Consider the following 26335-nt stretch of genomic DNA (forward strand, 5'->3'; position numbering starts at 1 on the left):
CTCTGGATCTGTTTATGAACTCGCCTTGGCTCTCATGCATTGACCGGCAGGGCGACGCACATCGCTAATTTTGGCAATTCGAAGGATTTCGTCCGCGATTGAATGCGCGATAAGATTATGTCCTGCCTCAGCTATATGTAGATCGTACTCGAGATATAGCGGAGATAAATTAGAGGCAGCTTTAAAATCACCTAGGAGATCACGGTACGTAAGCTTAGTTGCGCTTTCACGTGGTCTCAGATTGTCAACAATGGCAGCAATGGCTTCTTGCGGTTTTCTCATGCTGAGCATTTCATCCGTCACAGAAAACCCCATCTGTTGAAACTGCTGAAACTGCTCTTTCGATACCTGAACTGAAAATGGGGTAGCAGTTAACAAGAAATGCCTAATACCTCGTTCAGTAAGGAGGTTCATAGTCCGAGCTAAAGCTTCTTCATAGGCTGTGCGCTGTTCATCGCTTATCTTAATCAAGCTATCGTAAATCGTATTAGGGTTTTGCAGAGCAAAACGGAGCAGCGGGAGGTGTACTTCATATGCTTCTGCAGCCCTTCTAAGTTCCTTATCGAGATTCTGGTAGGCCGGGAGTGTCTTGATAATCTCAAGTTCCTTCTTCTCCCAAGATTGCTTGTGATCGACGAGAAGCTCGAAAAGGGTGGCAAAATAGGGACGTTCAAAATTCTCGGGAAGAGGACTGCGGTCGAGATTTAATGCGTTTGCGGCATCGATAAAGTCATTTCCGACGAATGAATTGAATACCACAATGTCGGGGCAGTAACGCGCTGCAGTTAGGTCGAAAACCCGTGACATGAAATTTGGTCCTGTTCCCTGCAATCCAAAGTTAAGGACTTCGAACCTTCGCTCAGGAGAGCCCTGATTCAGCAGTTTTTCAAGTATAACCGGGAAAATTTTATCCTGGTCTACTCCCCAGCCCTCCGTGAAGCTATCCCCATATACCGCAACCCTAATACGGTTGGCTTTGTTTGTTGTAGAGTGTGTGGCGTCGCGAAAGCCAAGATCGTTCGTTTTATAAACAACCTGGGTTTTTCCTGACTTGAATGACACTTCAGAGCCCGCGGGCCTTCCTGTCAACGACAGTCCTCCTAGTTCATTCAACTCCAGTTTGTCACGCATAACGGCCAGGATACCCCAGGCACCTAGCTCTGCCAGGAAACAGAGGAGAATACCCACCATGAGCAGCAGTAGAGACGAAAAAACAAACCTCTTCTTTGTATCGATTCTCATAGCTCTACATTCCTCAACCCGAGCACCTATAAAAGCGGTAAAACGCTCCCATGGAGCTTCGACCCAGATCTTCCATTTCTGGAACCAAGCGAACTATTTCTGCCAATATCTTTTTTCAGGCTAAAGTGCATTTATTATAGTAAATTTACGGAATACGTCCACAATTTTCTCGCTGCATAGACCACTTTCGACACATAAGATCGATTTCCGTGTCTCACCTGTTTTGATACACGCCCAGATAAAGTTTGATATTTACCCAATTAAGACTTTTTCAAGCTCAGGTTACATGGAAATAAGCTGGCTTTGTGCATAATGCCAAGTTGGCGAAACCAGATCTTGCGACCTAAGTGATTTTGCTTATTGATCTGAATTAACTTAGCGACAATTCGTGCAAACCATAGCCGTGGCTTTTTGGCGCTGAAACAATTAGATGTTTCAGTCCCTAACGTAGGGCGAAGTAATGTATGTCACAATGACACGCACGCTGGAATTTCCTCCGTTGCGTTAACCTGAAACATAATCCACTCCCTTTATCAAGATCATATCCAAAGAACAATCATTAGCAATTTATTGATGGGTGATAGAGATGGAATCAATCAAGTGATCGCTCTCGATGATCTGTTCTAAGCCGAGAATGAACGTATCAGCGCATCTCGCAACACTCTTCATTGAATTCTCCAGGAAAAAAATTCTCTTGGATCCCTTATATCTTTCCATCAATGTCTCACTCTTTAGCATATACACGACCCGGAGGCCGGCTATCCATGCCTCCATCAGAGCGGCTGAAGTAAATCCAAGTACAAAGTTAAATCCAACCAACTCTTCGAAATATGGTTTATCTCCTCGCGAAAGGCTGAAATTTACCTCTGGCAGATCTTTCTGCAGTAAACACGCAAAATACTGGCCTTCAGCGGTCTCGTTTGGGTGGCACCTTATGTGCACAACGGTCCTCGATGGCAAACGCTCCAAAAGTGCTTTCAAGGTTCTAAACTCTGCGGAGCAAGGAGTAAAAAGCTTGCTATGAGCTATAAGGATTCTTAAATTTCGATCTGATTCAAACTTTGACTTAGTATTTCGGAGCTCGTGAAACCGAGAATGCGAAGGATCAGGTTCAATAATGAATTTTGCGCAACATCTCATTTCTCTAAAAAAGTCCTCCCAGTACTTGCCGCATACAATAAAGAAATCAAACGTTGAAAAGGCGGGAAGTGGCAGCCGACTATAATACTCCCCATGCATACAATTACCATGCTCAACTCCGACACTGTGCAGATAAGCAGTTACCAGAGAGGATACGAAATTGTTTTCAAGAACACTTATAACGAGTTTCGGTCTCTTAAAATGAACGATATAACTGTACTTACTAATCCACTTCACAAATAGATAGACGAATCGGGGATTTTTTACTAGACGAGGTGCAGCAAGCAAAACCCTAACTATAAAATTCAAATCTGACAGTGTAAGTATTGATCGTGGATTTTGAATATAACACGCACCCTTGTCAGCCCATCGCTGGACTTTGCAAACAATATGCGGATGCTGATAAAAGACAACTTGCTGTGCGAACTTTAATGGTTTCTTTGGAAGAAACTTACATAGAATGCAACACAGCATAAAACAAGGCAGTTTGATGCAGACATAGAAATTGTAGTAGATCGCCAATCTATTCTTAGCGTTAAAATGCTCAATAGCAAAGTACTGGGAGATCGATCTTGTTATAGCTTCCCTAGTACTAGGGTCTACAACTTCCAAACGATCACTTACAAGTAAACGACTCGTTTTGTAGCAAAAGTCAAGCAATTCTTGAAGTTGCACTTTGCCTAAATCACTTCGGAACCCACCTAGAATTGAATCAATCCATAGATTCCTTAGCTGTCCTAAGAATTTCATTATTCTGAATCTTTCGATCACTTCTTTGAAGGAAATACGACACACTAAAGGTAAGCACCCAAAGCATCTCGAATATCCGTAAACGGAATAGGCCGCCCAAATTTGGCGATGCCCACAACTGGATTGACAGATGAAAAATACTAAAAAAGATAAATAGCTTCTTTGCCGTTGATTCCGGCGATTTAACTGCGTAGATGGCAAACGCTGAAAGGAAAATGGTATGTTCAAAAATGCCGGCTACTTTTTTATCAAAGGCAATGTTTGGAGAGCCAGCAATTTCTCCGATGAATCCGATGGTATTCTGGTAAATCGTGTTAAGTAAGAGCCAGCTAGATGAAACTAGAGATGGCCGCTCGGCACTAAAAACATTCAGGATTGTTGCATTCCCCCAATACGCATCAATTTTCTGGCGAATAGGCACCCATAAAACAACGACGATGAAGGTAGCTGTGACGATGGCAAGGAAGTATCGAATCCGTACCCAAGGTAAGAACAGCGGGCGCTTACTGGAAAGAGCCATCTCCATAGAAAAAAAGGAGACCGCCGCTAAATAAAAAAGAATATAGTAGAAGCGGAATACAGCCAAGCAATATAAGGCATTGATCAACAATAAGATTCCTATTATGTTCCTAGGCGAAAACAGCGTTCTGCTCATAGACAAAAGCAATGAGGTCTGCTGGAACAAAATAGAAAGGCAGAAGAGCACACACAAATCTTTGTTGATTGAGACTGAAAGCTTAGCGATTGTTGGGATCAGCATGGCTGAGATCGCCGTTCCAGTCACATGAGCCATGCAACTTCGAATCCTAAGCGTATCGGCTATAACAACAATGGAAAGTGCAATAAGGATTGAATTCAATGCTCTAACTGAGACGTCATTCTCTGACAAGATCTTAGCGGCCAACCAATAGAGACCACTTATCCCACCTACATTTTGCTGAGTGTCAGAGGCTGCGCTGGTGAAAGTTGCATAATTTTGGACAAAAAATTTGTAGAAGGAATGATCATACCCGGGTGCCAGAAAACTTGAAAAGCTGGTTGTCAAAAGAAAAAGAGCAGCAACCATTAGCACTGATCGGGCAGGGAAGTTTAGAAAAGTTACTGCAATTATAAATAAGAGTGATAGAAGGGGGCTCAGCCATATACTTGATTGCATTGAACGTGCCCCAAATTCTATTATAGCAGTCTACCATTTCCATTTTGGGAAGGATTGTCCCAATTTCCTGGATTTTGGCCAATAAATATCTATGATTGATTTAATAGTATAACAACTTGCCAAACTTAAAGCTAGCTTTTTTGCCGGGGAGTGCTAGTGCTTCGTGAATCTGACATCCAAAATAGCCGCGCCATTCCATTCTCTTGGCCAAATTTAACCATGAGTCTAACCAATATACTATTTGCGCCAAGTCGTACGTTATGGGCAATGACTGAGATCTTGCTGCTAATGACGTTCTTTCTGGCATTCTCCTGGTGCAGTCCTTATCTAAATTGGGCCGAGATAGATTCAAATATAGTCTTGTTGACGGTTTCTTTCGGGGTCATTTTCGTTGTCCTCTCTGTTGGTCTAGGGCAATATGAGAGAGCACGTCGGTCTTCAGTCACGAAAATTTTCTTCAATAGCTTCTTTGCAACAGCAATAGCTATAACTTTCAGCCTTTCAATCACATACTTTACAGCATATGGCACTTTTGGCCGCTTAAATCTTCTCTGGGGATCGGCAGGAGCCTCGATAGGAATCATTGCTTTTCGGCTTTCAATAGCCTTCATGTTTCGTCGTTTTCCATATCGTTTCACTACACTGGGAACTTCAGAACTAATCGGAAATATAACTGATTTTCTGAAAAAACCCAGCACAAAGGAAGCAAAATACGTAAAATACATCGAGAGCCCTGGCTCCTCTGAGGAAGAAGATGTTTTGAGATTTTTAGACCAAGAGAAAATCCACGATGTTATCATTGCGGAATCTACTCTACGGATAGCTCTGAATCATAGACTGCTTCTAAAGATACTGGAGAAGCGCATCCGCATACTTCACGAAGAGCACTTTTACTCTGAGTTTTTTGAATGTTCTCCAATAAATCGATTGGACGCATCGAAGTTTTTAAATAGAGACTTAAAGGTGCGAAGTATCCTTTATGAATCTGTGAAGCGCTTGTTTGACATTGGCGCTAGTACAATGGCATTGATGGCACTTTCACCATTCCTATTACTAATAGCTGCGGCAATACGAGTTGATACAAGAGGCAAAGCGCTATTTCATCAGCCACGTCAGGGACGTTTCCAGCAACCTTTCATGATGTATAAGTTTCGCACTATGCATGAAGACCAATCTTGTCCTGCCGCTAGTGGTGGCTTTACGCAGAAACTTGATGCAAGAATCACACGGATTGGCCGGTTTCTAAGACCACTTCATATTGATGAGCTTCCACAACTCTGGAACATCTTGAAAGGCGATATGTCAATCGTAGGGCCACGACCGGAGGCTTTAGTATTCGCACAGCGAATGAGCAGGGAGATAGACCTTTATGATTTCCGTTACTCGGTTCGCCCAGGTTTGACAGGGCATGCACAATTAATGGTCGGGTACATGCTAGACAATGTGGACGACACTCGAAAAAAACTGGCCTACGATCTCTATTATATAGCAAACAAGTCTCTACTATTGGACATAAGAATTATTCTAAGAACTGCTTTCATTGTCGCCAAGAAGACCTATGAATCCCTTTCAGTTGGGAGGAGAGGATGCTAAAAAATTTCCCCTCGTTAATAGGGATTTTTAGGCTTATTTTTTCTCAAATATGGTTTTTATCTAACCATGATTGGCTGGTTCTCGCCATATTACCCCAGCGTTTTAATCGTATTTCCAAGTGGATTGTATCTAGGACACATGGAATAAAAATCTATTCGAATTTTTTGAGGAACGATTCAAGCACGCTCAACGCAGAATATACAGCCGCAAGAGCATTGCTCCGATCTTTCCAGGCCAACTTATCTCAATCGAAGAAAAACGTTAGCCCTGATTTTTCCAATGAACAGATTGTTAAAGTTTTTGAAGCAACCTGGCTGGACTCCATTCGGTGGTCAATCAGTTTATGTAACAGCCTGCGTGAAGAAAACTTAAACCGGAAAGTCTATATTTATATGCCGCATAGTGTTGGGCTTCTTTTCCTATCAGAACTATTGCGGTTTATGCTGGCGACTTCTCTTAGATTTGTAAAGAAGTATGGGAAACGGTTCTGGAACTTCATTAACATATTTCCACAACGCATCGACTATTATTTTTCGAAATCCTCCTTCATTTTATCGATTTTGAAAACCGATAGAGAAAAATCTAGGAATCCATACAAGAAACAGACAACTTTAAACATACGCAATAGATTCTTTTCATTTCCATCGAAGTCATCTTCCAGTCAAGAAGTTAAGAATTCACACAAGAGACAAGCTATTTGGGAGAGAATCAATAGATTCTTTTCAACTGCACCGAAAACATCTTCCTGTCAAATTCCCAATGCTGACCTTCTATTATGTCTAATTGACTCTGATACAGACCTTAACTTTGATGCTGCAAAGAATCTTCTTAGAGAGCTGACGGCAAATCAGTCAACCATCCTCCTCCCATTTGGTTGTGACACACGAAAATTGTCGATGATAAGATCTATTGCGCCCAACATCAATCATATTGAGTTTCAAGTTCCCGACCGACCAACTTTCAGCCGCTATAGAGTTGCGTCAACATTCCTGAAGGTATTAAGCCAGTCCATGGAGAGCTATTCGAAACATGAACGGCGAGTTATGTTAAAGTACTGTTCATCCACTGCATATTTCGTAGCTTGTTTTCTAGAACGAGAGGTTATGTTTCTGAAGCAGACACTGAAAAAGTATAGTCAGGTTAAAGGCTGCTTCATGGTTCCAGACGCACATCCGGTAAACAGACTTCTATGCATGTTACTAGAGAATAAAGGTGTCCCTACTTTCACTATAGATACATGTATGCTAGCTGGATTTGATGCAGCGGGTGAGGCCACTTGTGATTACACCTTTGTTTCTGGCAAATGGAATAAAGAGATCTACGACAAGAGCAGAAGGGCGTCAGGCAAGAAAGTATTGATCACGGGTGCCCCCAGATACGAATCGATATATTTCAAGATGCCGGAAGCTTTTAACAAGCGCCTGATATACTGCACTGAGAATTCTGGGCTGGAGCGTACTATTGGGATATGTCGGCAACTCGCAAATCTAAAAAACATTGAGAAGGTAGAAATATGGCCGCATCCTGCCGAGCCACAGACTGAGCTTCTTGAAGCAATTGAATCCATTAATGCTAAGGCAGAGGCATCGAAGCTATTTGCAGTTATGCGCAATCAAAGGGACTGGTCAAACTGCCACGGATCTCTTGTATTGGTAGAACATTCAACAATCGGAATTGAAATGTCTCTTCGTGGATGTTTTGTCATGAGTTATAACCCGCTGAGATCAATGTTCAACCCATATGCTAATACGGCAACAGTACCGATGCTTATTGACATTTCAGAGATCGATAGCTATGCGGAAAAGATCCTCCTTAGCGAAAATCATTTTTTTGAAATATTAAAGCTGCAGACTGCCGAAGTTTCGGATCTCTTTAATAAGAGACCGGCCGATGTTCAACCATCCCAAGCAATTGCTCGCTTGATTGCTAACGCTCAGATCAATTGGCTCAATGCAGAGTAAGAATCTAAGAATCGAGAGAGGACGCAACATTGACACATCTAGATCAATCTATTTCCACAATCATTACACCAAACGGGATTCGAAGGAAAAAGCATAGTCTTAGACACGAATTGATTTCAAAGTTAAGTTATCTTGAGAGCGTAATGTTCATAACTCTTGCTGACTTGAAATCCCGAATCTTTGGAAAGTCCCTGGGGGTTGTTTGGCTCCTGGTTGAACCAGCTATTTCCGCTTCGTTATACTACTTGCTGACTGCAGTTATCTTTAATGCTGCCGGAAACAAGCACCACTTTCTATTTATCTTGATATCCGTCATTTTTTGGAGATGGTTTTCCAAAACTATTGATAGCAGTCCAAATGCACTAATTTCCTTTGCAAGTATCCTTAAGCAAACCAATTTCCCTGTTCAGGTAGGATTCTTTTCATTTGTTATCACTGAGACCTGTCTATTTCTCATCAATTTCACAGTTTTAGTCTTCTTCCTGACTCTTAATGGATTTTCGCCAAATCTGGCCTATTTCCAATTACCACTATTGATTATTACTCAGTTGCTGCTCACATATTCATTGGCACTCTACTGTGCTATCGTTGGAACATTCTTTAAGGATTTAGGTTCTTTCTTATATGCCCTCACAACCGTGTGGTGGTATCTTTCACCGGGAATCTACCCTGTCTCCAAAATCCCTTATAACTTCAGGTGGCTCTTTGAGCTGAACCCTTTTGCACATTTCCTTCCAGGATATCGGTCAATTCTACTTGATGGGGAGTTTGTCAGTTTGACTCCATTCTTGATCATCAGCTTGGGAGCCATCGGACTAGCCGCGCTAGGAACTAGGCTCCTGTCCATTGCAAGATATCGATTCTTCTCTTTCCTATGAAGGACAATAAAGTGAAATCAATTCGAAGTGAAGTTCAAGCGTCCAAAAAGAGAACGCTTTCAATTCCATACATGATCCCAGGCATGACAATTGATTCTGACTTTTTCGATAGAAAGCCAGAAAGCTTTGAAGATCATATAGAATACCTTCAAATGTTTCGAAGTACTGGCTCTAATACCTTGATTTATAGCAGTCTAGCTGAATCAAGGAAATTTATTGGTGAAGTTTTTGAGTTTCATGGTGATGGGTTTATTAGAGGGGAAATTCCCTATGAGTTTGTAACTTTGGGAGATGTTCAGGCTCGCCTCGTTAGTAAATCGCTCCCTGCCTCCGACAGTTACTTAGTACATATGCTTGCGTCTTTTCCATCTAATGTAGGCGGAAACTTCTATCTGTCTCTTCAAGACGGAGAGAGGTGCGTCAGTCTCCGGCTTTCAAACCACAGCGTTTCTCTCCGCAATTCTCCTACCGTGATTATGCACGATATGAAGAAGATCTCCTTGTTCTCCATCGCCATTCTAGATAGCTATGTCTATATATTTCTCGACGGAGCACTAAAAGCAAGGAAAGCTATCTCGACGTCCCTGAGTTCTCCTATAATTACGGCTGAACTCATTGGAGACCCAAGCGCAGACCTTTCAGGCTATATCTACGGACTGGAAATTTATTCGGATTGTACTACATATATTCAAGCGCAATTCCCAGATGTCTCCATTAAGAACCTCGTAGAACAATCCTTGGTGCATGAAAACAATGTTCTAGAATCGTACAACATAGTATCGAACTTCGATGGTGTCGACCTTAACTCGATTCATACATTAGTATTCAGGTTTTTGGACTTACTTTTGGAGCAAAAAGGTTATCAGGAATGGATAGTTGATTTCTTGCTTTCGCGACTAGAAAAAACTCATCGTGACTTCTGGATGGCATCAAGAATCAAGCATATTCCAAAGCCCGCGATTGAGGTGGAGGATCTTAAGGTCAAACTCTATCGCCGTCCTGATCAGATTCTCTCACTTAAAAGGATCCTGTCCGGTCGTAAGGCGGAAAAGTTTAATGCTCTTGACAATATTAACTTTCAAATTTTTCCTGGGGATATTGTTGGTATATTAGGACATAACGGAGCCGGAAAAAGCACTCTTCTGAAGACTATTGCTGGGTTGGTTCCTATCACAGATGGCCGAATAACAATTAGCGGGCATCATCTGTTGCTAAGCCCAGGCCTAGGGATTCGCGAAGAGCTCAGTGGCCGTGAGAATATTTACTTGGTCTGCTGTTTCATGGGGCTATCCCGTAAGGAGGCCATGAAGATTGAAAAAGAGGTCATCGACTTTTCTGAACTGGGTGAAAATATCGACAGATCCTTCAAATTTTACTCCGATGGGATGAAGAGTCGACTGATTTTTTCCATCGCTACAAGCATCGCTCCAGAGATCTTGATGTTGGATGAACTACTAAGCGCTGGCGATATTAAGTTTCAGAAGAAAGCTGCAGATAGGATGGATCAGCTGATTGCAAGAGCTAAAATCGTAATTGTTGTTACACATAGCCTGTCTTTTGTTGAAACTAAATGCAACAAAGCCATACTCGTGATGGGCGGAAAGCAACTTTACTACGGTTCCCCAAAGGTGGCAATTGCAAGATACCTTGACTGTCTTCATATGTCTTCCATCCCTTCAGAGGACAAACAGGCGGCTCAGCTTTCCATGCTGCAACAATTCTAGATATAATCCTGAGAGTTAAATTCTTGTTGAGAGTCATGCATATCATAACAGGGCTGCATAGGGGAGGGGCTGAGACTCTCCTGTGCCGTCTATTGACTCATCCAACCCTAAATTCAACCAACTCTTTCTGTGTCGTCTGCTTATCAGGACCGGGGGAAATCTCAGGTGATCTTGAAAAGCAGGGCATAGATGTGCATCACTTGAACATGAATGCTGGGTTTTTTTCATCGTTTAAAGGACTATGGCGATTGAATGCAATCTTTTCGTCTTTCAAGCCTCAGGCAGTCCAAACTTGGCTCTATCATGGTAACCTTATAGGAGGGTTATTAAGTTGGTTGCACAGATGCCCGGTCTCCTGGTCTATCCACAATAACTATGATTTGCCTGCGAAGAATCGTGGCAGGCTCCTCATGGAGCTTAATCGTGTCCTATCATATTTCTTGCCAAAATTTGTAGTTTATTGCTCCGAATCAGCCAGGAAGAGCCATGTCAAGAATGGGTTTTCTCTGAAAAAAAACGTGGTCATTGCGAATGGTGTTGATTGTCAAAAATTTCGACGGAATGATCGGACTGAAGCCTGTAGGATGATCGGGTTAGCGCCTTCTGACTTTATTGTCTCTATGGTGGCTAGATTCTCCCCCGAGAAGGACCACAAGACATTTCTCGAAGCAGCGAGCCTTCTTCGGAAGGAGATAAAAAACATACACTTTGTACTCTGTGGTTATGGAATTTCCCGGAATAACACAGAGCTATGCAATCAATTGACGAAACTCGATCTCCACAGTCAATGCTCACTGTTCGAGACAATTAATCCTATTGAAAATATTTACAATGCTTCCGATATCGTAACTCTAACTTCATTGAGTGAATCCTTTGGCCTGTCGATTGCTGAAGCAATGGCCTGCGAAACATTAGTTGTTGCAACAGATATTGAGGGTCTAAGTGACTTAGTCTTAGACAAATCCTTTCTTGTTCCCACCAGAGATCCGGAAGCGGTTAGCAGAGCTTGGAAAGCCTTGATCGAGCTTCCCTCAGTGGACAAGCGAGCTCTAGGAGCCTCGATGAGAAGAAGAATCGAGGATAATTTTTCTTTCGATGTGATGGGTTCTGGATATCAAGAATTATGGGGCGCCCTTGCTGAAAAATCGTAGGCGCTCCGTCATCCATCCAGTTACCCACAAAATTTGACTTCGAATCTTTTTATAGACTTCCTCAAATTCAGTTTATGGAGGCCAAGGATGGCGTCCTGGATAGATGAGGAGATGAGGAAATTTCCGAATCCAAGTTCAAAGACAAGCGCCTATACGCAAAGATGAAGTGCTCCCCCACTTTTCGTACAACCTAAGCCACTAAACTTTGCTCACGATATTGCCGTGGCGATTTGTAGCCAAGCGCCGAGTGCATCCTCATGCCATTGTAAAAGTCCATCCAATCAGCAATTGCCTGGAATGCTGTATCCTTGGACCTGAATCGATGTAAGCGCCTCGCCATGCCCAGTAGAATCCGGGCAGGCTAAGAAGGATTCTGATTCCTTATTTAAGCATGAAATTCCAGGGCAGGAGTTGTTCGATTTCGTCAGCGGAAGAAGCCATGGGCAGCTCAGTGAAGAGGTGAGTCAGGTATTCATATGGTTCGATATCGTTTGCACGAGCCGTTATCACAAGGCTGTATAAAGCAGCACTGGCGTCAGCCCCCTTAACGGTATCTGAAAAGAGCCATGCCTTTCTTCCTAAAGCAAAGGGTCGCACAGCATTCTCGACCATATTGGTGTCAAGACCGAGCACTGGATCATTCAAAAAGCGGATAAGCTTCGGCCATTGCCCGTCCAAGTATGCGAGTGCTTGGCCAGTAAGGGACTTCGGAGGTACCTTGTGAAGAGCGGTATCCAGCCAGGCTCGCAGTTCATCAATTACCTTCTTTGATTGCGTCTGCCGCACCTCAAGTCGCGTAGTGGAATCCAGGCATTCATTTTCAATCCGATAAAGTTCTTGTATGGCACTGAGCGCATACTCTGCAAACGTGGCTTTGCTCCCGGTCTTCTGACCTTTGATGGCATCCTTGAATTTTCTACGGACATGGACCCAGTCGCCGACATGGACAATGCCAGGCACGAGCGCTAGCTGTGAATAGCCATCATATCCATCGGTTTGGACATAGCCCTTGTACCCTTTGAATATCTTCAGAGGCACATCGCTGCTACGCGAAGTCGCAAACTGATACAGGATAATTTTCCTGCCATCTCCACCCCCTTTGGCTGTGACCCACATGAACGACTTGCTGGTTGGCTTTTTGCCTGGCACCTTCAAGACTTGTACCGGGGTCTCATCACACTGCACGAGTGGGGCTTCCAGCATTTTTTCACGCAAAAGATCGATGAGCGGCTTTACAAGTTCACCACAGCGAATCATCCAACTGGCCAGGGTTGTGCGTGGAATATCGCAGCCGATCCTCTGAAGAATGCCTTCCTGACGATAAAGTGGCATTCCATCTGCGTACTTTGCCGTCGCGACAAACGCAAGAAGACCTGGGCTGGCCATGCTTTTGGGAATTGGTTGCGGCGGCAGTTGCATGGATTTTGGCACGCAATCGCCACAGGAGCAGGCATATTTTGGTCTGATAATTCTGATGACTTGAACCTTGGCAGGAACAATATCAAGCTGCTCAGTTACCTCTTCACCGATTCGATGAAGCGGCTTTCCGGACGCCGGGCAAAATTTTTCATGCTCAGGAAGATCAATGATCCGATCGACTCGTGGCAGTCTCGAAGGCAATGACTTTCTCGATGGTTTACCCTTGGGTTTGTCAGATCCATCGCGATGTATGTCATCTGCCGTGGCGTCTTCCGTAACTGTTGTATCGGTTTCAGCCTCGTTAAACAGGAGCTGCTCACCCGGATGCCTGTTGGCTTCACTTTTTGAGCCGAATTTCTGATGGCGAAAGAGCTTTACCATTTCTTCGAGGTACGCTACATCCTCACGCAAACGGGCAATCTCTCTTTCCTTCTCGGTAAGGAGTGCCCGTAAGGCTTCATTTTCGCTGGATGCATCGCAGTTCAAAGTTTCCATGGGAAGAGATATAGCACCGGATGGTGCCATTGTCTTCAGGCAAATGCCTCAAATCGAAGTGTTTCGTGGGGCTTGGCCTTAACAATATCAAGACCGGCGAGGAGCCATTCCATCTGCTCGGGTGACACTTTGATGACGTCATCCGGCAATTTCATTGGCCAGCGAAAGTGATCCTTTTCAAGGCGCTTTTGCCATAAGGCAAAGCCTGTGCGATCCCAGTAAACACATTTCATCAGGCACCTGCTCCTGTTTACGAATACAAACAGGGCGTTGTCACAGGGATTATGCTTCATCTCATCAACGATAATCTGACTCAATCCATTTATATTTTTCCTCATATCGACGAACTTCTTGTGCAGGTAAATTTCCGGAAAGGATCGTGCTTCGCGCATCTGATTATCCTTCCAGAGCCTTGACGAACTCTGCAATCGCATCAGGCTCCGCTGTCAGAGGGAACTCGACGACTATCGTATTCCGGACTATGACACGGATGGCTTGATGGGGCGGCGGAAGTGGTTCAACTGATTTGCTGGATCTGACTGAGTCAATTGGCTTCGCCTCCGGCTCACTGACTTCAACCAAAGAGAATGATCTTGGCGGAAATTTTTTCTTCCAGGTGGATAGAACGCTCATGGCAATACCATGTTTTCGACTCACTTCGCTGAGGGACGTATTCGCCACTTCCGCAACCAGCATGGCCTTCTGTTCGTCAGTGAACTTGCGTCGGCGCTCAATACCCCCGACGACCTCGGTTTTACTCATCCTTAAGAAACCTCCTTAACTCAACCTTAGGGCGTTTCTCAAAAATTGAGGTTAAGCCTTAAGGTAACGTTAAGGCAATTCTCAGCATTTCGTAATGAGTTCTCAAGTGGGGCATGGTCAGTCGCTTACGAATCGATTGAGCCATATGTACTCTTCTTTAAGAGAACGGAAAAAGCGCCGATCATACCGTTTTGCTCTGGCGAATAAGGGGTAATGTACTGCTGCTCTATGCCGCGACGCTGTGCCACTGCAACGAAATCCCTGGCACCAAAAACAAGCCCGTTATCGCTTCGAAGGGTTAGATGGACTTTCGGGTTCCAGATCAACCCACGGGCTCTCAGACTGTCCTCAAGAGCAGCAGCAGCTACCTTGGCTTTACCGGAGCTGGAAAGCCTCCAGCCCACTATTTCACGATCAAAACAGTCAATGACGGCTGTCAGGTAACACCACCCATCTTTGCCGCAGAAAATGCTGGTTGTATCAGTGGCCCAGAGTTGATCGGACCTGAACGCCAAGTGACGTTGTCCCTGGACCCGAGGCCGCATGCCACGGGGCTTTTCGGTTTTCTGCCAGCCGTTCAACTTTACAATCCTATGCACCTTCTTGCGATTCACTTTAAGCCCATCCCAGTTTCGGATCACAGCGTGGATCCTGCGCACACCGTATGCGGGAAAATCCTCGATAATCTCGCGAATACGTATCGTAAGATCCTTATCCATAGTGCGAGCTTTTGGAGTCTTTGGCTTGTAATAGATATTCGACCGAGGTATTTCAAACCATTGGCATAGCTTACTTAGAGGCACGTTCTTGCCTTCGTCCCGGAGGGTGCTCTGAAGAATCAGGAGTGCATCTCGGGATCCTGGCTCAGAGCCTGCCACTTTTTCCCGCGTCAAGCTCCAGAACAAGTTCGCCAACCTTGGCTCTGAGGTCCTTGATCTCACGCTCATGCTGGCCTTGCTCATCCCTGGCATTGGTTTTGAGACCATTCTCACCGGTTTTAAGGAATGCCTCGATCCAGCCTTCGACTTCCGACTGCTTCAGGTCCTGTTCACGGCAAATATCAATTAGGTTGTTTCACCTTTCATAATACGCAGAATCAGTTCCACCTTGCGTTTGGCTGTCCATCTCTGAAAGTCGGTCTTCATTGCATACTCCGTAAGTACAGAAGTTGTTATACCCTGTACGAACTAGGAGGGGAACAGTCCAAAGGCGACATATCGCTTCCTGTCGAACAACAGAGTTGAAGAGCACGAAATCCTAGGAGGCCACATCAGCCAAACTTCAAAAAGAATAAAAGCCACGAGCGGCCCTGCCCTTATTCTGCACGATACATGCGAGTTCTCTCACACGAGAGAAGATCCGGATAAATGGGTTTTACCAGGAAAGATCCCCTTCCGCGATCACTTGCCGAGAGTTTCAGAAGGAATGCAGGGTGTGCGGCGTTCTCATGCATGCGAGCCTTGCAGTTTCTAAAGACGGCCTACCGCTCGGGTTGACGTCTGTCCGATATTGGGCAAGAGTTGAATTCAAGTGACGTTGACCCTGAAAAATCCTCCGGCGAAAACTTGAAAAAAGCACTATAATTCAGCTCTCTTTGACGTGGAGAGATGTATGAAAACATCCAAGTACACCGAGGAACAGATCGTGTATGCCCTGCGCCAGGCGGAGGCCGGCGAGGCTGTGGCGGATGTGTGTCGTCGGCTGGGAATTTCGCAGCAGACGTTTTACACGTGGAAGAAAAAGTACGGCGGGGTTGGCTCAACGGAACTCAAACGGATGCGTCTCCTTGAAGACGAGAATCGAAAGATCAAGCGCCTCGTTGCCGACCTGAGCCTGGACAAGCACATGCTGCAGGAGGTCATTGAAAAAAAGCTCTGAAGCCTGCAAGGAAGCGGGAGATTGCAGACTTCCTGAGACAAGCCTATCGGATTTCGGAGAGACGCTCGTGCAGCCTTGTGCTGCTGGACCGATCGAGCTGCCGATACCGGGCCCGCCGACGCGATGATCCGGTGATCCGGATGAGGATCAGGGATATCGCCCAGAGCCGTGTTCGATATGGATACAAGCGCATTCACGTGCTTTTGCGCCGTGAGGGGTGGCTGATCAATCGCAAGAAGGTGCACCGCATCTATGTCAGCGAAGGATTGAGCCTGCGTCACGGGAAGTATTTCCGCAAGCGGCGCTCACAAATCCGGATAGTGCCGGCCCCACCAACGGGCCCGAATCAACGCTGGTGCATGGACTTTGTTCACGATTCTCTGGCCGATGGAAAATCCATTCGCATCCTGACGGTGGTTGACACCTTTAGTCGTGAAGCAGTGTTACTTGAATGTGGCCGGAGCATGACCGGGAAACATGTTGCAAATGCCCTCGAAAAGCTGTCTCATGGTCATGAGATGGCCTCATTCATCAATGTCGACAACGGCAGTGAGTTCATCAGCAAGGCGCTCGATGACTGGGCGCACTGGAAAGACGTGAAGCTGGACTTCTCCCGTCCGGCGAAACCGACTGACAATCCTTTTATCGAGTCTTTCAACGGTCGGTTTCGGGATGAATGTCTTAACCAGACAGTATTTGAAGACCTGGAAGATGCCCGGGATAAGATCGAACAATGGCGGCGCGAGTACAACGAGGAGCGTCCGCATGGATCTTTGGGTAATAGAACGCCCCGGGAATTCCTGAGGGATTTTGACTTAAATAGAGCTGAGGAAATGCGAGTTTAAAGTTCTGTTTGGAGGAGTTTCGGGGAACCCCTCAGGAAATGCGAGTTTAAAGTTCTGTTTGGAGGAGTTTCGGGGAATCCCGTCACTTTGACGGTGAATAGCCGCTGGATTAAAAAATGTCAGCTAAGAAAAATTTTGTGGGTAAAAGAATGGCTGATGCAAGCGCGAAGATTATTAACCAGAGCCACAAGAGTTTAACCATCTTGGATTTGAAGCTAAGCATAGAACCGGTCAACGCAGGTAGAATAAGCAAAGCAGGTGCTATAGGAGCAGAAAGCCTCACCTTGGTATAAGAATCACGAAAAACCTGATCACCAGCAGACGAAGGTTCACTCGCGATAGAGAGAATGATGACTACCTGTGTTGCAATTAGAGCCGCAAGCGTGATGCCGGACGTGTAAAAAACCCTTGGGGAAGCTTTCGACTTCAGGATTCTCAAACCTGAAATGACTGCAGCTATATAGGCTGCGGCTGAAAAAACATAGTAGATATTTGGCCAATAGCTATGGCCCCATACGTATGACCCAATATAAGACCTCCAATACGATACGATAATGTTGACTGAATTTTCGAAATCTAGTCTTTCTAGATCTCTAAGTAACAAGACCCTTCCTTCGATCTCGGATAGTGTACTCAAAAAATATTGCTCACTAATCATAGACTTAAATATACCTACGCAGACGATAATGCAGAGTATAAAGCCTAGAAAAAACAACAGTGCTTTGCCAAATGAGATTTGAGAAGGGGGCATTGTATCTGTCCGAACTACAGCCCCTTTGATCATTAACAATACAATGAGAGCGCAAAGAAATGGAAGCGCAGTAACCGAACTAATATCAAAATTTCTAACCGCATGGAAAAATATCGAAGTAATTAGCAAAGATATAATGCCTTTTGTAATCGATTTTTGAATAATTGTCGCCGCAGATAGAAGGCATAGGCATCCTAGAATGAACAGAGGAATGTCATTGGTCAAAGACGGAGATTGAGCAATCATGCCACCTAGAAAGGAAAGAGATAGAACAAATGCAGCAAGTTCACTCGTATTCAGAAAAACTCTAGCTAGGCCGAGGACAGACAGGATAAGGAAAGCATTTAAGAATTGGGCAAATCTAATAATTCTGAGAGGAGTAACTTCTTTAAAGCCGAAGAGTTCCAGGATTTTTACGTAGGTTGAATAGAGGCGAATTGGGGGAGCTGTCACTCCGCAATGCCCTACTATGCTATGAGGGCATGCATCGGAGATTTTCGGGTCGACGCTGTGAAGTCTAAAAAAGTCTGACTCAGCCATGGCAAGCCATACTTCCTTGTTGAAAGTTTGATCTGATTTTATTTCGAGTCTGTCCTTGGCCGCCTCCTGAAACATCGAGATATGGGCTGTTTCATCGTATCCTGAGAATGGCAGGGAGGCTAAATTCGCGAAAAAAACTACTGAAATATAAATAAAGATTGCCTTGTACGAGAAAGGCCATGTTCCTGAAATGAAAAGTAATAGTAACGCAAGCCCTATGCCATAAATAGATGCTTTTGCCGGGTCTCTAAACAAGAGAGCTCTAAAATAATCCAGGAAGTTCACATGTAGTTTGCCCTGAAAAGGCAGAATCCATGGTTGATTGTCCTTGTCTTCTGAATAGTAGGGTGCAATTTCTTGTCCTGGCTCGGCCGTTGATTCAAAACGCAGGGAATAAATTCCAGGTTTTATCCATTGATTGAAATGAAAGGAGACTAATTGATTGTCAGAAATATCCTCACAATCTATGAAATCTGACGAGAGGCCGTTGCTCAGAATCACCTTCAATGTGCAGTGATTTTTTCGATTAAATGTCGCTATCGGAAATGCGATGGATTGGGCGTATCTCCATGGGTAAGCTCGGGCACGGCTTTGTAACCCCTCTGAAGTCATCTTATGTGAAAAAAGTTCATGCTCTAGTGAGCTGCGAGTATTTGTATTTTCAGCAAAATCAAGGCCTATAATTACTTTAAAAACCGCAGGCGTTTGCTTATTTATTCCCTGAATCCAGGGTTTAATATCACTGAATCCAAATTCCTGGCGAGCGAAGTGTGGAACGAGGGAATGCTGCTTGGTCTTTATCGGCCAGACACTAAAGATGAAAAATAGTAAAAAAATGGCCCAACGATTATTCCGAATAGCCCTTTTTTTTAAAGCATGGATAGAATGTCTAAACTTAACATCTAGAAATTTCGCGGCTGTCTCAGTGAAAGTATTGATTCGTGATCTCCACTTGCTGGACAAGTGAGTGAACTGCAACCAGATCCTTGTCAAAGTTGTTAGGGTCATTGGTGTTACCAATGTCAAAGTTCAGAGCATTCGTATTGATATCAAAAGTTTGTTGCAATGAAAGACTGTGAATGGCAGTAATGAGCTTGTAGCTGCCGGCAGCCAGATTCAGGAATTTCAAGTTAAAGGTTGCCGTGTAAACCCCTGGTCGGCGATATCCTGATGAAGAGCTCCTTGTGCTCAAAAGTTTAGTATTGCCTCCGAGTATTCGCAAATTTCTCTCATCAGATGTGTGAATTGCAAAACCGATGCATGGGTCGGCATCAAGCTCCTTTAAGATTTCAAACTCAATAGATAAGACTCCATCATCTTCTGGGAAAAGGATGGAGCGACCTTTGGTGCTGCGTAAAATAGCCTTCCGAAGCCGTGCTTCTCCTAAGCCGATCCCCATTGCGTCATTTTCTATGAGTTCTTTCTTGCGTCTTTCTTCATCGCGAACATGCTTAGGCTTTGCCTCTTCCAGTTTTCTTGCCATAAGCTCATGATAAAATCTGACCCCATCGCTTGGACCGCCTTCGAAAATTTTTGTTCCTTGGTCTAAAACGATAACTCGATCAGCCATCTGCTGAGCGTGATTGGCATCGTGCGAAACCAGGATCATTGTCGTTCCGGAAGAACGAATCTCATTCATGCGGTTAATGCACTTTTTCTGAAAATTCTCATCACCAACTGCAAGAATCTCGTCAATAAGCAGGACATCCGCATTGATGCAAACAGAACACGCAAACCCCAGGCGCATATGCATGCCGGAACTATAAGTTTTGATTGGCATATCAAGAAATTCGCCAAGCTCAGAAAAATCTTCGATATCAGGGATGCGTTCTTCAATCTCCTTTTTATTCAAACCTAGCAGGCCTAAGCTTAAGAAAATGTTCTCGCGTCCAGTCAATTCAGGGTCGAATCCAGCTCCGAGTTCGATCAAGGGTACACAAATCCCTTTTGTGGCAACTGTGCCTTGGCTTGGGGGCAATATGCCGCAAAGGACTTTTAGTAATGTTGACTTTCCACTTCCATTGTGTCCTAAAATGGCTACAAACTCGCCGCGTTGAATTTCGAGGTCAATACCCTTGAGAGCCCGATGAACATTGCGATTGGGCTGCCTCCGGCGTTTGAAGGTGCCGATAACTGCATCTTTAAGAGTCGATGCTCGATACCGCTGCAGCTCATATTCCACCACGATGCCACGGCAAATAATTTGAGGCTCTGGTTTAGAGGTTGTAGATAAACTGGTCACGTAATTTCCTGTGAATCAAGAGGCCCACTAGGAGAGCTATTGTCGCTACGGCATAGAGCAACGCAATAACTTGCACAGATGGAATCTTATTGTCAAAAAGAACGGTGCGTAGTGCCCCTACGAAGTGAGTGAGAGGATTCAAGTTGAAGAATACATGATATTTTTCGGGAATGCTGCTTAAGGGATAAACAATGGGCGTGGCGTAAAAAAGTATTTGAAGTATCGGTTCCATCGAATGGCCGACATCCCGAAAACGAACATTGATGCTGGAAAGAGCCAGAACAATACCGAAAATGAAACATAAATAAGGCACAATAATAGCAGGGAGGGCGATAAGAGACCAACCGGGGACCTTTGACAGGACGGCTGACACGACTATAAAAGGAATAAATGACAAGACGAAGTTGACCAACACGCCCAGTACGCTGGATGCTGGAAACAGAAAAGCAGGTATAGGAACTTTCCTCAGCAAATGGCCATTGGCCACGATGCTATTGATGCCGATCCCCACGCTCTGCTGGAAAAGGTTCCAACCCATGATTCCGGATAAAATGAAAATGGCAAATGCATCCATTTTTATGCGGACGATGTGGCTGAAAACCAGGGAAAGAATGATCATATAGAGGAGAGGATTCAGCATGCTCCAACAGTAACCTAGAATGGAACCCCGATAGCGCACTCTCAGGTCCCGCTGGACCAGAAGGGTGACAAGATCAAGCCAAGTATGTTTTTTGATGGAAATTATATCAATCATCAAAGATCACTATTGCTGGCACCTCTGAAATGAAAACTCATTATCAGGACTGGTGTGTTAAAGACACTGAAACAATAGCATCTTTATAAGGGAAAACGCAAAAAGTTGCCAACAGAGGATGGTTTTGCCGCCTAAATGGCCTATGCGACCGGTCCATTTATTCTAAGGAGGATTCTTAACAGTTTGTTAATCTATCGCAAGTTGATAATGTTAATTAATTTCCTTTGAGGTTTCAATTCAGATGTTGGAGTGTTCCCCTCCGATGTTCCTGTTGGGGATGAATGGGAGAGTCTGACCCAGCCTTTTTTGCCCTCTGATTTCGATGCTTCCTGCTGTTACGTCAGCATAACGAACATCGAATCGTTCCAACAATAATTCAAATTTGGCTTCTCTATCGATGGGATTCCTGGAATCTGCGGACACAAATTCTGCAGAGTTTTTTGCTGTTTTTGGTCATACTCGCCGTCCTGCAGCGAATTCTGGATAAAATTCAGCCGGATTCGTTCTCATGGGTCACCCTAGTCTTCTATTTTCCTGCCATGGCTTACTTAGAGCTATTCATAATGACGCATCAAGGCGTGAGCTAATCCACCCTTTTTTTGCCGTCATAGTCCTAGGTGCTCTGGTATTATACCTTACGCAGGACTATCAAAAGATAGCGGGGCACCCGCATTTGTGTTTCTCCATCAATACGGTTTTTGGCAATACTTTTCCCACTCCTTGCAAATGGGTTTGGGTTTAAATCGCGTTCTTTGTTTCCTGGCATCATAATCTTGATATGGACGACAGTACCTATGTTATGCCTTGCTTTGCGACAGATCCGTTTTCGTCATGTGCAAACGGATGTTTGGCTCCTGGGAGGACTTCGGAGGCTAATTGATGCCACATTGGCGGCCATTTCCATAGGCCGAGCTGGCTTCCGTTTGGCAGGCCTATTTCTCACGTTATGTGGAGTTTGCAGCTTTGCTTTTACCAATATCCGTCTGCGCCTGGACGAAAATCCTCAATCTGCAACACAAGAATTCACGGCTGTTCCTACTCGCATTTTTCTTGGTGGTGGCATACGGATATAGAAAATCGTGGCATTTCAAGAAAACCTACCAGGCAGACAACCTACCAAGGACGAGAGGTCTTGAATGCTTGAGGCATCTTGCATCTGAGCAGAGAGGGGGATCCTTCCTTGAAGTCTATCCGTTTGGTTTAGGCGATCGTTTACGAACTGCCAGGGATTTAAGAGTATCGTTCACTCAAAGATTCCTGAATGATACCTGAAAGACTGTGCATTTTTAAATGAATCCGCTATCCTAGGCCTGCTGGCCTGATATGTTATAGATCAAGCCTATGCTACGTGAATCACGGGAGCAGGGAACGACCGTGAACGTTTTTTTTAGTCGCGTAAGATCGGAGGAATTCCTTGAAATTGCTCGTTACGGGTGGTGCCGGCTTTATTGGCTCGGCTGTTGTGCGCATGGCATTGGAAACGAAATCATTCCAAATTATTAATGTTGATAATTTGACATATGCAGGCAATCTGGAGTCACTTGCCACGGTGTCCCAAATGACTGGCTATTTTTTCGAAAAAACTGATATCTGTGACCGCCCCGCTCTGGAAGCTATTTTTGCTCAGCACCAACCAGATGCCGTGATGCACCTTGCCGCCGAATCCCATGTTGACCGTTCCATTGAAGGTCCGGGGGCGTTTATACAGACTAATGTAATGGGCACTTATAACCTGCTCGAGGTTTCCAGGAAGTATTGGGCGGACTTGCCAAGAGAGCGCAAAGAAAAATTCCGATTCCATCACGTATCGACTGACGAAGTATATGGCTCTTTAGGATCGACAGGACTCTTTAAGGAAACTACGCCGTATCAACCAAACTCTCCTTATAGCGCCAGTAAGGCATCGTCTGATCATCTGGTTCGTGCTTGGCATCATACATATGGATTGCCAGTAGTAACGACAAATTGTTCGAACAACTACGGACCTTATCAGTTTCCCGAAAAACTTATTCCACTTATCACCCTCAATGCATTGGCTGGAAAAAGACTGCCGGTTTACGGCAAAGGCGACAACATCCGCGACTGGCTTTATGTGGATGACCACGCTCGCGCCCTGCTTCTGGTCCTTGCCAAAGGCAGTCTTGGTGAAGTGTATAATATTGGGGGGCGGAATGAGCGCACAAATCTCGAAGTTGTGGAATCAATTTGTGACATCCTTGACGAAGTTCAACCTCTTGCAAGTAAACAGCCACGCCGCAGTTTGATCGAATTTGTTACTGATCGACCGGGGCACGATCATCGTTATGCAATTGACGCCAGTAAACTGGAAAATGAGCTGGGGTGGAAAGCCCTTGAAAATTTCAACACTGGCATTCGGAAAACGGTCAACTGGTATATCGAAAATCAATCCGGCTGGTGTGCGCATGTGCTTGATGGAAGTTATCGTCTTGAGCGCCTGGGCGTCATTAAATAATGAAGGGAAGGTCCGCAATTCATGCAGCATAAGTATCAAAGTCCCGTTCGTCGGAAAGGAATCATACTCGCTGGGGGGTCGGGAACGCGTCTTCATCCTTTGACGTTAGCCGTCAGTAAGCAGCTCCTTCCTGTTTATGACAAGCCTATGATTTATTATCCGCTCTCCATACTCATGCTGAGCGGCATCCAGGATGTGCTCATCATTAGTACACCGCAAGACCTTCCTCAGTTTCAGAGATTGCTGGGGGATGGATCCCAGTGGGGAATTAGTCTTTCTTATGCGGAGCAACCGAAGCCGGAAGGACTGGCACAAGCCTTCCATATCGGTAAGGAATTTGTAGGCAGTGATCCATCCTGTCTAATTCTCGGAGATAACATTTACTTCGGTCATGGATTGACGCAATCTTTACGGCAAGCAAACGAACGCCTGGAGGGTGCGACTGTTTTTGGGTACTGGGTACGGGATCCTGAGCGATACGGAGTCGCTGAGTTTGATGAATCAGGACGCGTCATAAGCGTCGAAGAAAAACCGAAAAGCCCAAAATCTCACTATGCTGTTACGGGCCTTTATTTTTACGATAATGATGTCGTCGATATCGCTCACAGCATCCGCCCTTCAGCCCGGGGTGAGCTTGAAATTACCGACGTTAATCGAGTTTACCTCGAGCGCCATAAACTTCAGTGTGAGATATTAGGCCGTGGAACTGCTTGGCTTGACACGGGAACTCACGATTCTCTGGTCGAGGCAACGAATTTTGCGGAAGCGGTGGAAAAACGCCAGGGTCTGAAAATTTGCTGTCCAGAGGAGATCGCCTGGCGGATGGGTTATATTGATAGTGAAGGGCTAGCAGCCCTGGCTCACCCTCTTGAGAAAAGTGGTTACGGAAAATACCTCCAGAGTCTCCTGGAGGGTGGAGGTCCGTTATGGATATAAAAGAAACGGAAATCCCGGGACTAAAAATTATCGAACCCAAGGTGTTTGGTGATTCGCGCGGTTACTTTCTGGAGACTTATAGTGCTCGGCGTTATGCCGATGCCGGAATCCCATCAAATTTTGTTCAGGATAATCTCTCCTTTTCAGGGCATGGAATACTCCGGGGTTTGCATTTCCAGAATCCCGGAATCCAAGGCAAACTGGTCTCGGTTCTGGAAGGCGAGGTTTTTGACGTAGCTGTGGACATCCGACTGGGTTCTCCGACATTTGGCAAGTGGTTCGGGCTTTTACTGAATGGAGAGAACAAGCGGCAATTCTGGGTTCCCGCTGGATTTGCCCATGGCTTTGTTGTAACAAGCGAAACAGCTCTTTTCAGTTACAAGTGCGATGCGTACTATAGCCCCCAAACCGAACATTCTCTCCTCTGGAATGATCCCGATATAGGTATCTCGTGGCCTATTGATTTACCGAAGCTTTCCCCGAAGGATGAGAAAGCGCGGCGATTGCGGGATTTCCAATCTGAAGAATTGCCTCGATATATAAAATAACGAGTAGTGCCGGAGTCAAGGATGAAGATTCTCATAACTGGTGGAGCCGGATTTGTTGGCTCATCCCTTGCCAACCTTTTCCGGGACGAGTTCCCGACCGCTAAAATAGTCTGCCTTGACAATCTTCGGCGTCGAGGATCAGAGCTGAACGTCAGGATTTTTAAAGAACGTAATATTCAGTTTGTGCATGGTGATATTCGCAATCCAAGTGATCTTTCTGATTTGCATGAAACGTTCGATGTTATGATAGAAGCTTCAGCAGAACCAAGCGTCCATGCAGGGGCCCAGGGTGATCCATCTTACGTTCTTCATACCAATTTGGTTGGATCTCTGAATTGTTTTGAATTTGCACGAAAATATGTCGATCGAACTATATTCTTATCAACCTCGCGCGTTTATTCGATCTCTGCCCTGAATTCCATTCAACTTGAAACTCATGGTAACCGCTTTGTCCCTGTGCCAAATCAAAACCTGCAAGGTTTCAGCAGCTGCGGCATTGCAGAAAACTTCTGTGTGGCTAAGGCCAAGTCCATTTATGGCGCCTCCAAACTTGCTTCGGAACTAATGGCTCTGGAGTATTTGAACAGTTATGGGACCAAAATTATCATTAATCGTTGTGGTGTGATAGCTGGTCGTGGGCAATTTGGGAAAGTTGATCAAGGAGTCTTTACTCTTTGGGTTGCCAACCACTATTTTGGGAAACCCCTAAAATATATAGGATATGGTGGCCAGGGCTTGCAGGTTCGTGATCTCGTGCATCCTCGTGATCTTTATACACTCATGAAAAGTCAGTTGGAGATGGCAGAATCCTGTGCGGGCGAAGTCTACAACATCGGTGGAGGTCTGTCCGTATCAACTTCCTTGAGCGAATATACGGAGCACTGCCGTCGGATTACAGAGCGAGAAGTTGAAATTGCCTGCGAGCCGAACACGAATCAGCTCGATGTACCCTTGTATTTGACGGATTCCAGCAAGGCCGAAAAGACTTTTGGATGGAAGCCTGCTTTAGATTCTGCAGGAATTGTTGAAGATATTTACAACTGGATCCATGACAACGAAAGTGATTTAAGACCAATATTTGCCTAGTATTCGGCACA

Annotated in this window: 21 protein-coding genes; 10 read left to right on the forward strand and 11 right to left on the reverse strand. The window is 44.9% G+C overall.

Going from position 1 to position 26335, the window contains the following annotated elements:
• Positions 1-12: 12 nt before the first annotated feature.
• From OLTU_RS00695 to OLTU_RS00705, 3 genes are all read right to left on the reverse strand, one after another.
• Positions 13-1242, reverse strand: coding sequence for an SGNH/GDSL hydrolase family protein (locus OLTU_RS00695; protein WP_141730839.1), 1230 nt, complete (start codon positions 1240-1242; stop codon positions 13-15).
• Between the two features lie 567 nt (positions 1243-1809).
• Positions 1810-2211, reverse strand: a complete 402-nt coding sequence (locus tag OLTU_RS00700) for a hypothetical protein (RefSeq protein ID WP_218109762.1) — start codon at positions 2209-2211, stop codon at positions 1810-1812.
• A gap of 883 nt (positions 2212-3094) precedes the next feature.
• The gene (locus tag OLTU_RS00705; protein WP_141730841.1) at positions 3095-3925 is read right to left on the reverse strand and encodes a hypothetical protein; all 831 of its coding nucleotides are present in this window, start codon (positions 3923-3925) and stop codon (positions 3095-3097) included.
• Positions 3926-4444: 519 nt separating this feature from the next.
• Between OLTU_RS00705 and OLTU_RS00710 the strand changes: the two genes are divergently transcribed.
• From OLTU_RS00710 to OLTU_RS00730, 5 genes are read left to right on the forward strand one after another with little or no spacing between them, the layout of a single operon-like run.
• Positions 4445-5881 (forward strand): exopolysaccharide biosynthesis polyprenyl glycosylphosphotransferase, encoded by a 1437-nt coding sequence (locus OLTU_RS00710; RefSeq protein WP_141730842.1) that lies wholly within the window; start codon positions 4445-4447, stop codon positions 5879-5881.
• Entirely contained in the window at positions 5875-7842 is a 1968-nt protein-coding gene (locus tag OLTU_RS00715; RefSeq protein ID WP_141730843.1) for a hypothetical protein, read from the forward strand. The genes OLTU_RS00710 and OLTU_RS00715 overlap by 7 nt, the downstream gene beginning before the upstream one ends.
• Before the next feature lie 29 nt (positions 7843-7871).
• Positions 7872-8720, forward strand: a complete 849-nt coding sequence (locus OLTU_RS00720) for an ABC transporter permease (protein ID WP_141730844.1) — start codon at positions 7872-7874, stop codon at positions 8718-8720.
• Positions 8717-10444: an ABC transporter ATP-binding protein gene (locus OLTU_RS00725; protein ID WP_141730845.1), complete on the forward strand. Its 1728-nt coding sequence runs from the start codon at positions 8717-8719 to the stop codon at positions 10442-10444. Before OLTU_RS00720 ends, OLTU_RS00725 begins: the two co-directional genes overlap by 4 nt.
• A 35-nt stretch (positions 10445-10479) precedes the next feature.
• A complete protein-coding gene (locus OLTU_RS00730; protein WP_141730846.1) occupies positions 10480-11595 on the forward strand; it encodes a glycosyltransferase in 1116 nt (371 codons plus the stop codon).
• Between the two features lie 190 nt (positions 11596-11785).
• On the opposite strand, the gene OLTU_RS33055 is transcribed toward OLTU_RS00730, so the two are convergent.
• The 5 genes from OLTU_RS33055 to OLTU_RS00755 all read right to left on the reverse strand — a co-directional run bounded on the left by OLTU_RS33055 (position 11786) and on the right by OLTU_RS00755 (position 15257).
• On the reverse strand, positions 11786-11935 hold the full coding sequence (locus OLTU_RS33055) for an integrase core domain-containing protein (RefSeq protein WP_141730847.1): 150 nt from the start codon (positions 11933-11935) through the stop codon (positions 11786-11788).
• Between the two features lie 41 nt (positions 11936-11976).
• Entirely contained in the window at positions 11977-13509 is a 1533-nt protein-coding gene (tnpC, locus tag OLTU_RS00740; protein WP_141730848.1) for an IS66 family transposase, read from the reverse strand.
• Positions 13510-13544: 35 nt separating this feature from the next.
• Positions 13545-13943: an IS66 family insertion sequence element accessory protein TnpB gene (gene tnpB / locus OLTU_RS00745; protein WP_141730849.1), complete on the reverse strand. Its 399-nt coding sequence runs from the start codon at positions 13941-13943 to the stop codon at positions 13545-13547.
• The gene (locus tag OLTU_RS00750) at positions 13906-14271 is read right to left on the reverse strand and encodes a transposase (protein WP_141730850.1); all 366 of its coding nucleotides are present in this window, start codon (positions 14269-14271) and stop codon (positions 13906-13908) included. Before OLTU_RS00750 ends, tnpB begins: the two co-directional genes overlap by 38 nt.
• 125 nt (positions 14272-14396) lie before the next feature.
• A complete protein-coding gene (locus tag OLTU_RS00755) occupies positions 14397-15257 on the reverse strand; it encodes an IS3 family transposase (protein ID WP_141730851.1) in 861 nt (286 codons plus the stop codon).
• A gap of 625 nt (positions 15258-15882) precedes the next feature.
• On the opposite strand from OLTU_RS00755, the gene OLTU_RS00760 reads away from it, so the two are divergent.
• A protein-coding gene (locus OLTU_RS00760) for an IS3 family transposase (protein ID WP_218109763.1) occupies positions 15883-16994 on the forward strand; the annotation gives its coding sequence in 2 pieces (ribosomal slippage) (positions 15883-16138 and positions 16138-16994; 1113 coding nt in all).
• Between the two features lie 109 nt (positions 16995-17103).
• Here OLTU_RS00760 and OLTU_RS00765 read toward each other — a convergent pair.
• Genes OLTU_RS00765 through OLTU_RS00775 form a run of 3 tightly spaced genes read right to left on the reverse strand, consistent with a single transcriptional unit; the run spans position 17104 to position 21281 of the window.
• Entirely contained in the window at positions 17104-19248 is a 2145-nt protein-coding gene (locus OLTU_RS00765) for a hypothetical protein (RefSeq protein WP_141730853.1), read from the reverse strand.
• Positions 19208-20527 (reverse strand): ABC transporter ATP-binding protein, encoded by a 1320-nt coding sequence (locus OLTU_RS00770; protein WP_141730854.1) that lies wholly within the window; start codon positions 20525-20527, stop codon positions 19208-19210. Before OLTU_RS00770 ends, OLTU_RS00765 begins: the two co-directional genes overlap by 41 nt.
• On the reverse strand, positions 20502-21281 hold the full coding sequence (locus OLTU_RS00775) for an ABC transporter permease (protein ID WP_141730855.1): 780 nt from the start codon (positions 21279-21281) through the stop codon (positions 20502-20504). The genes OLTU_RS00770 and OLTU_RS00775 overlap by 26 nt, the downstream gene beginning before the upstream one ends.
• A gap of 1414 nt (positions 21282-22695) precedes the next feature.
• Here OLTU_RS00775 and rfbB point away from each other — a divergent pair.
• Genes rfbB through OLTU_RS00795 form a run of 4 tightly spaced genes read left to right on the forward strand, consistent with a single transcriptional unit; the run spans position 22696 to position 26324 of the window.
• The gene (gene rfbB, locus OLTU_RS00780) at positions 22696-23754 is read left to right on the forward strand and encodes a dTDP-glucose 4,6-dehydratase (RefSeq protein ID WP_141730856.1); all 1059 of its coding nucleotides are present in this window, start codon (positions 22696-22698) and stop codon (positions 23752-23754) included.
• 21 nt (positions 23755-23775) lie between these two features.
• Entirely contained in the window at positions 23776-24690 is a 915-nt protein-coding gene (rfbA, locus tag OLTU_RS00785; protein ID WP_141730857.1) for a glucose-1-phosphate thymidylyltransferase RfbA, read from the forward strand.
• Complete coding sequence (gene rfbC, locus OLTU_RS00790; protein ID WP_141730858.1) at positions 24681-25238, forward strand: dTDP-4-dehydrorhamnose 3,5-epimerase; 558 nt, start codon at positions 24681-24683, stop codon at positions 25236-25238. The genes rfbA and rfbC overlap by 10 nt, the downstream gene beginning before the upstream one ends.
• 21 nt (positions 25239-25259) lie before the next feature.
• Positions 25260-26324, forward strand: a complete 1065-nt coding sequence (locus OLTU_RS00795; protein WP_141730859.1) for an NAD-dependent epimerase/dehydratase family protein — start codon at positions 25260-25262, stop codon at positions 26322-26324.
• Positions 26325-26335 lie beyond the last annotated feature (11 nt).

The sequence above is a fragment of the Oligoflexus tunisiensis genome, assembly GCF_001748245.1.
In the GTDB taxonomy this organism is placed as follows: Bacteria; Bdellovibrionota_B; Oligoflexia; order Oligoflexales; family Oligoflexaceae; genus Oligoflexus; species Oligoflexus tunisiensis.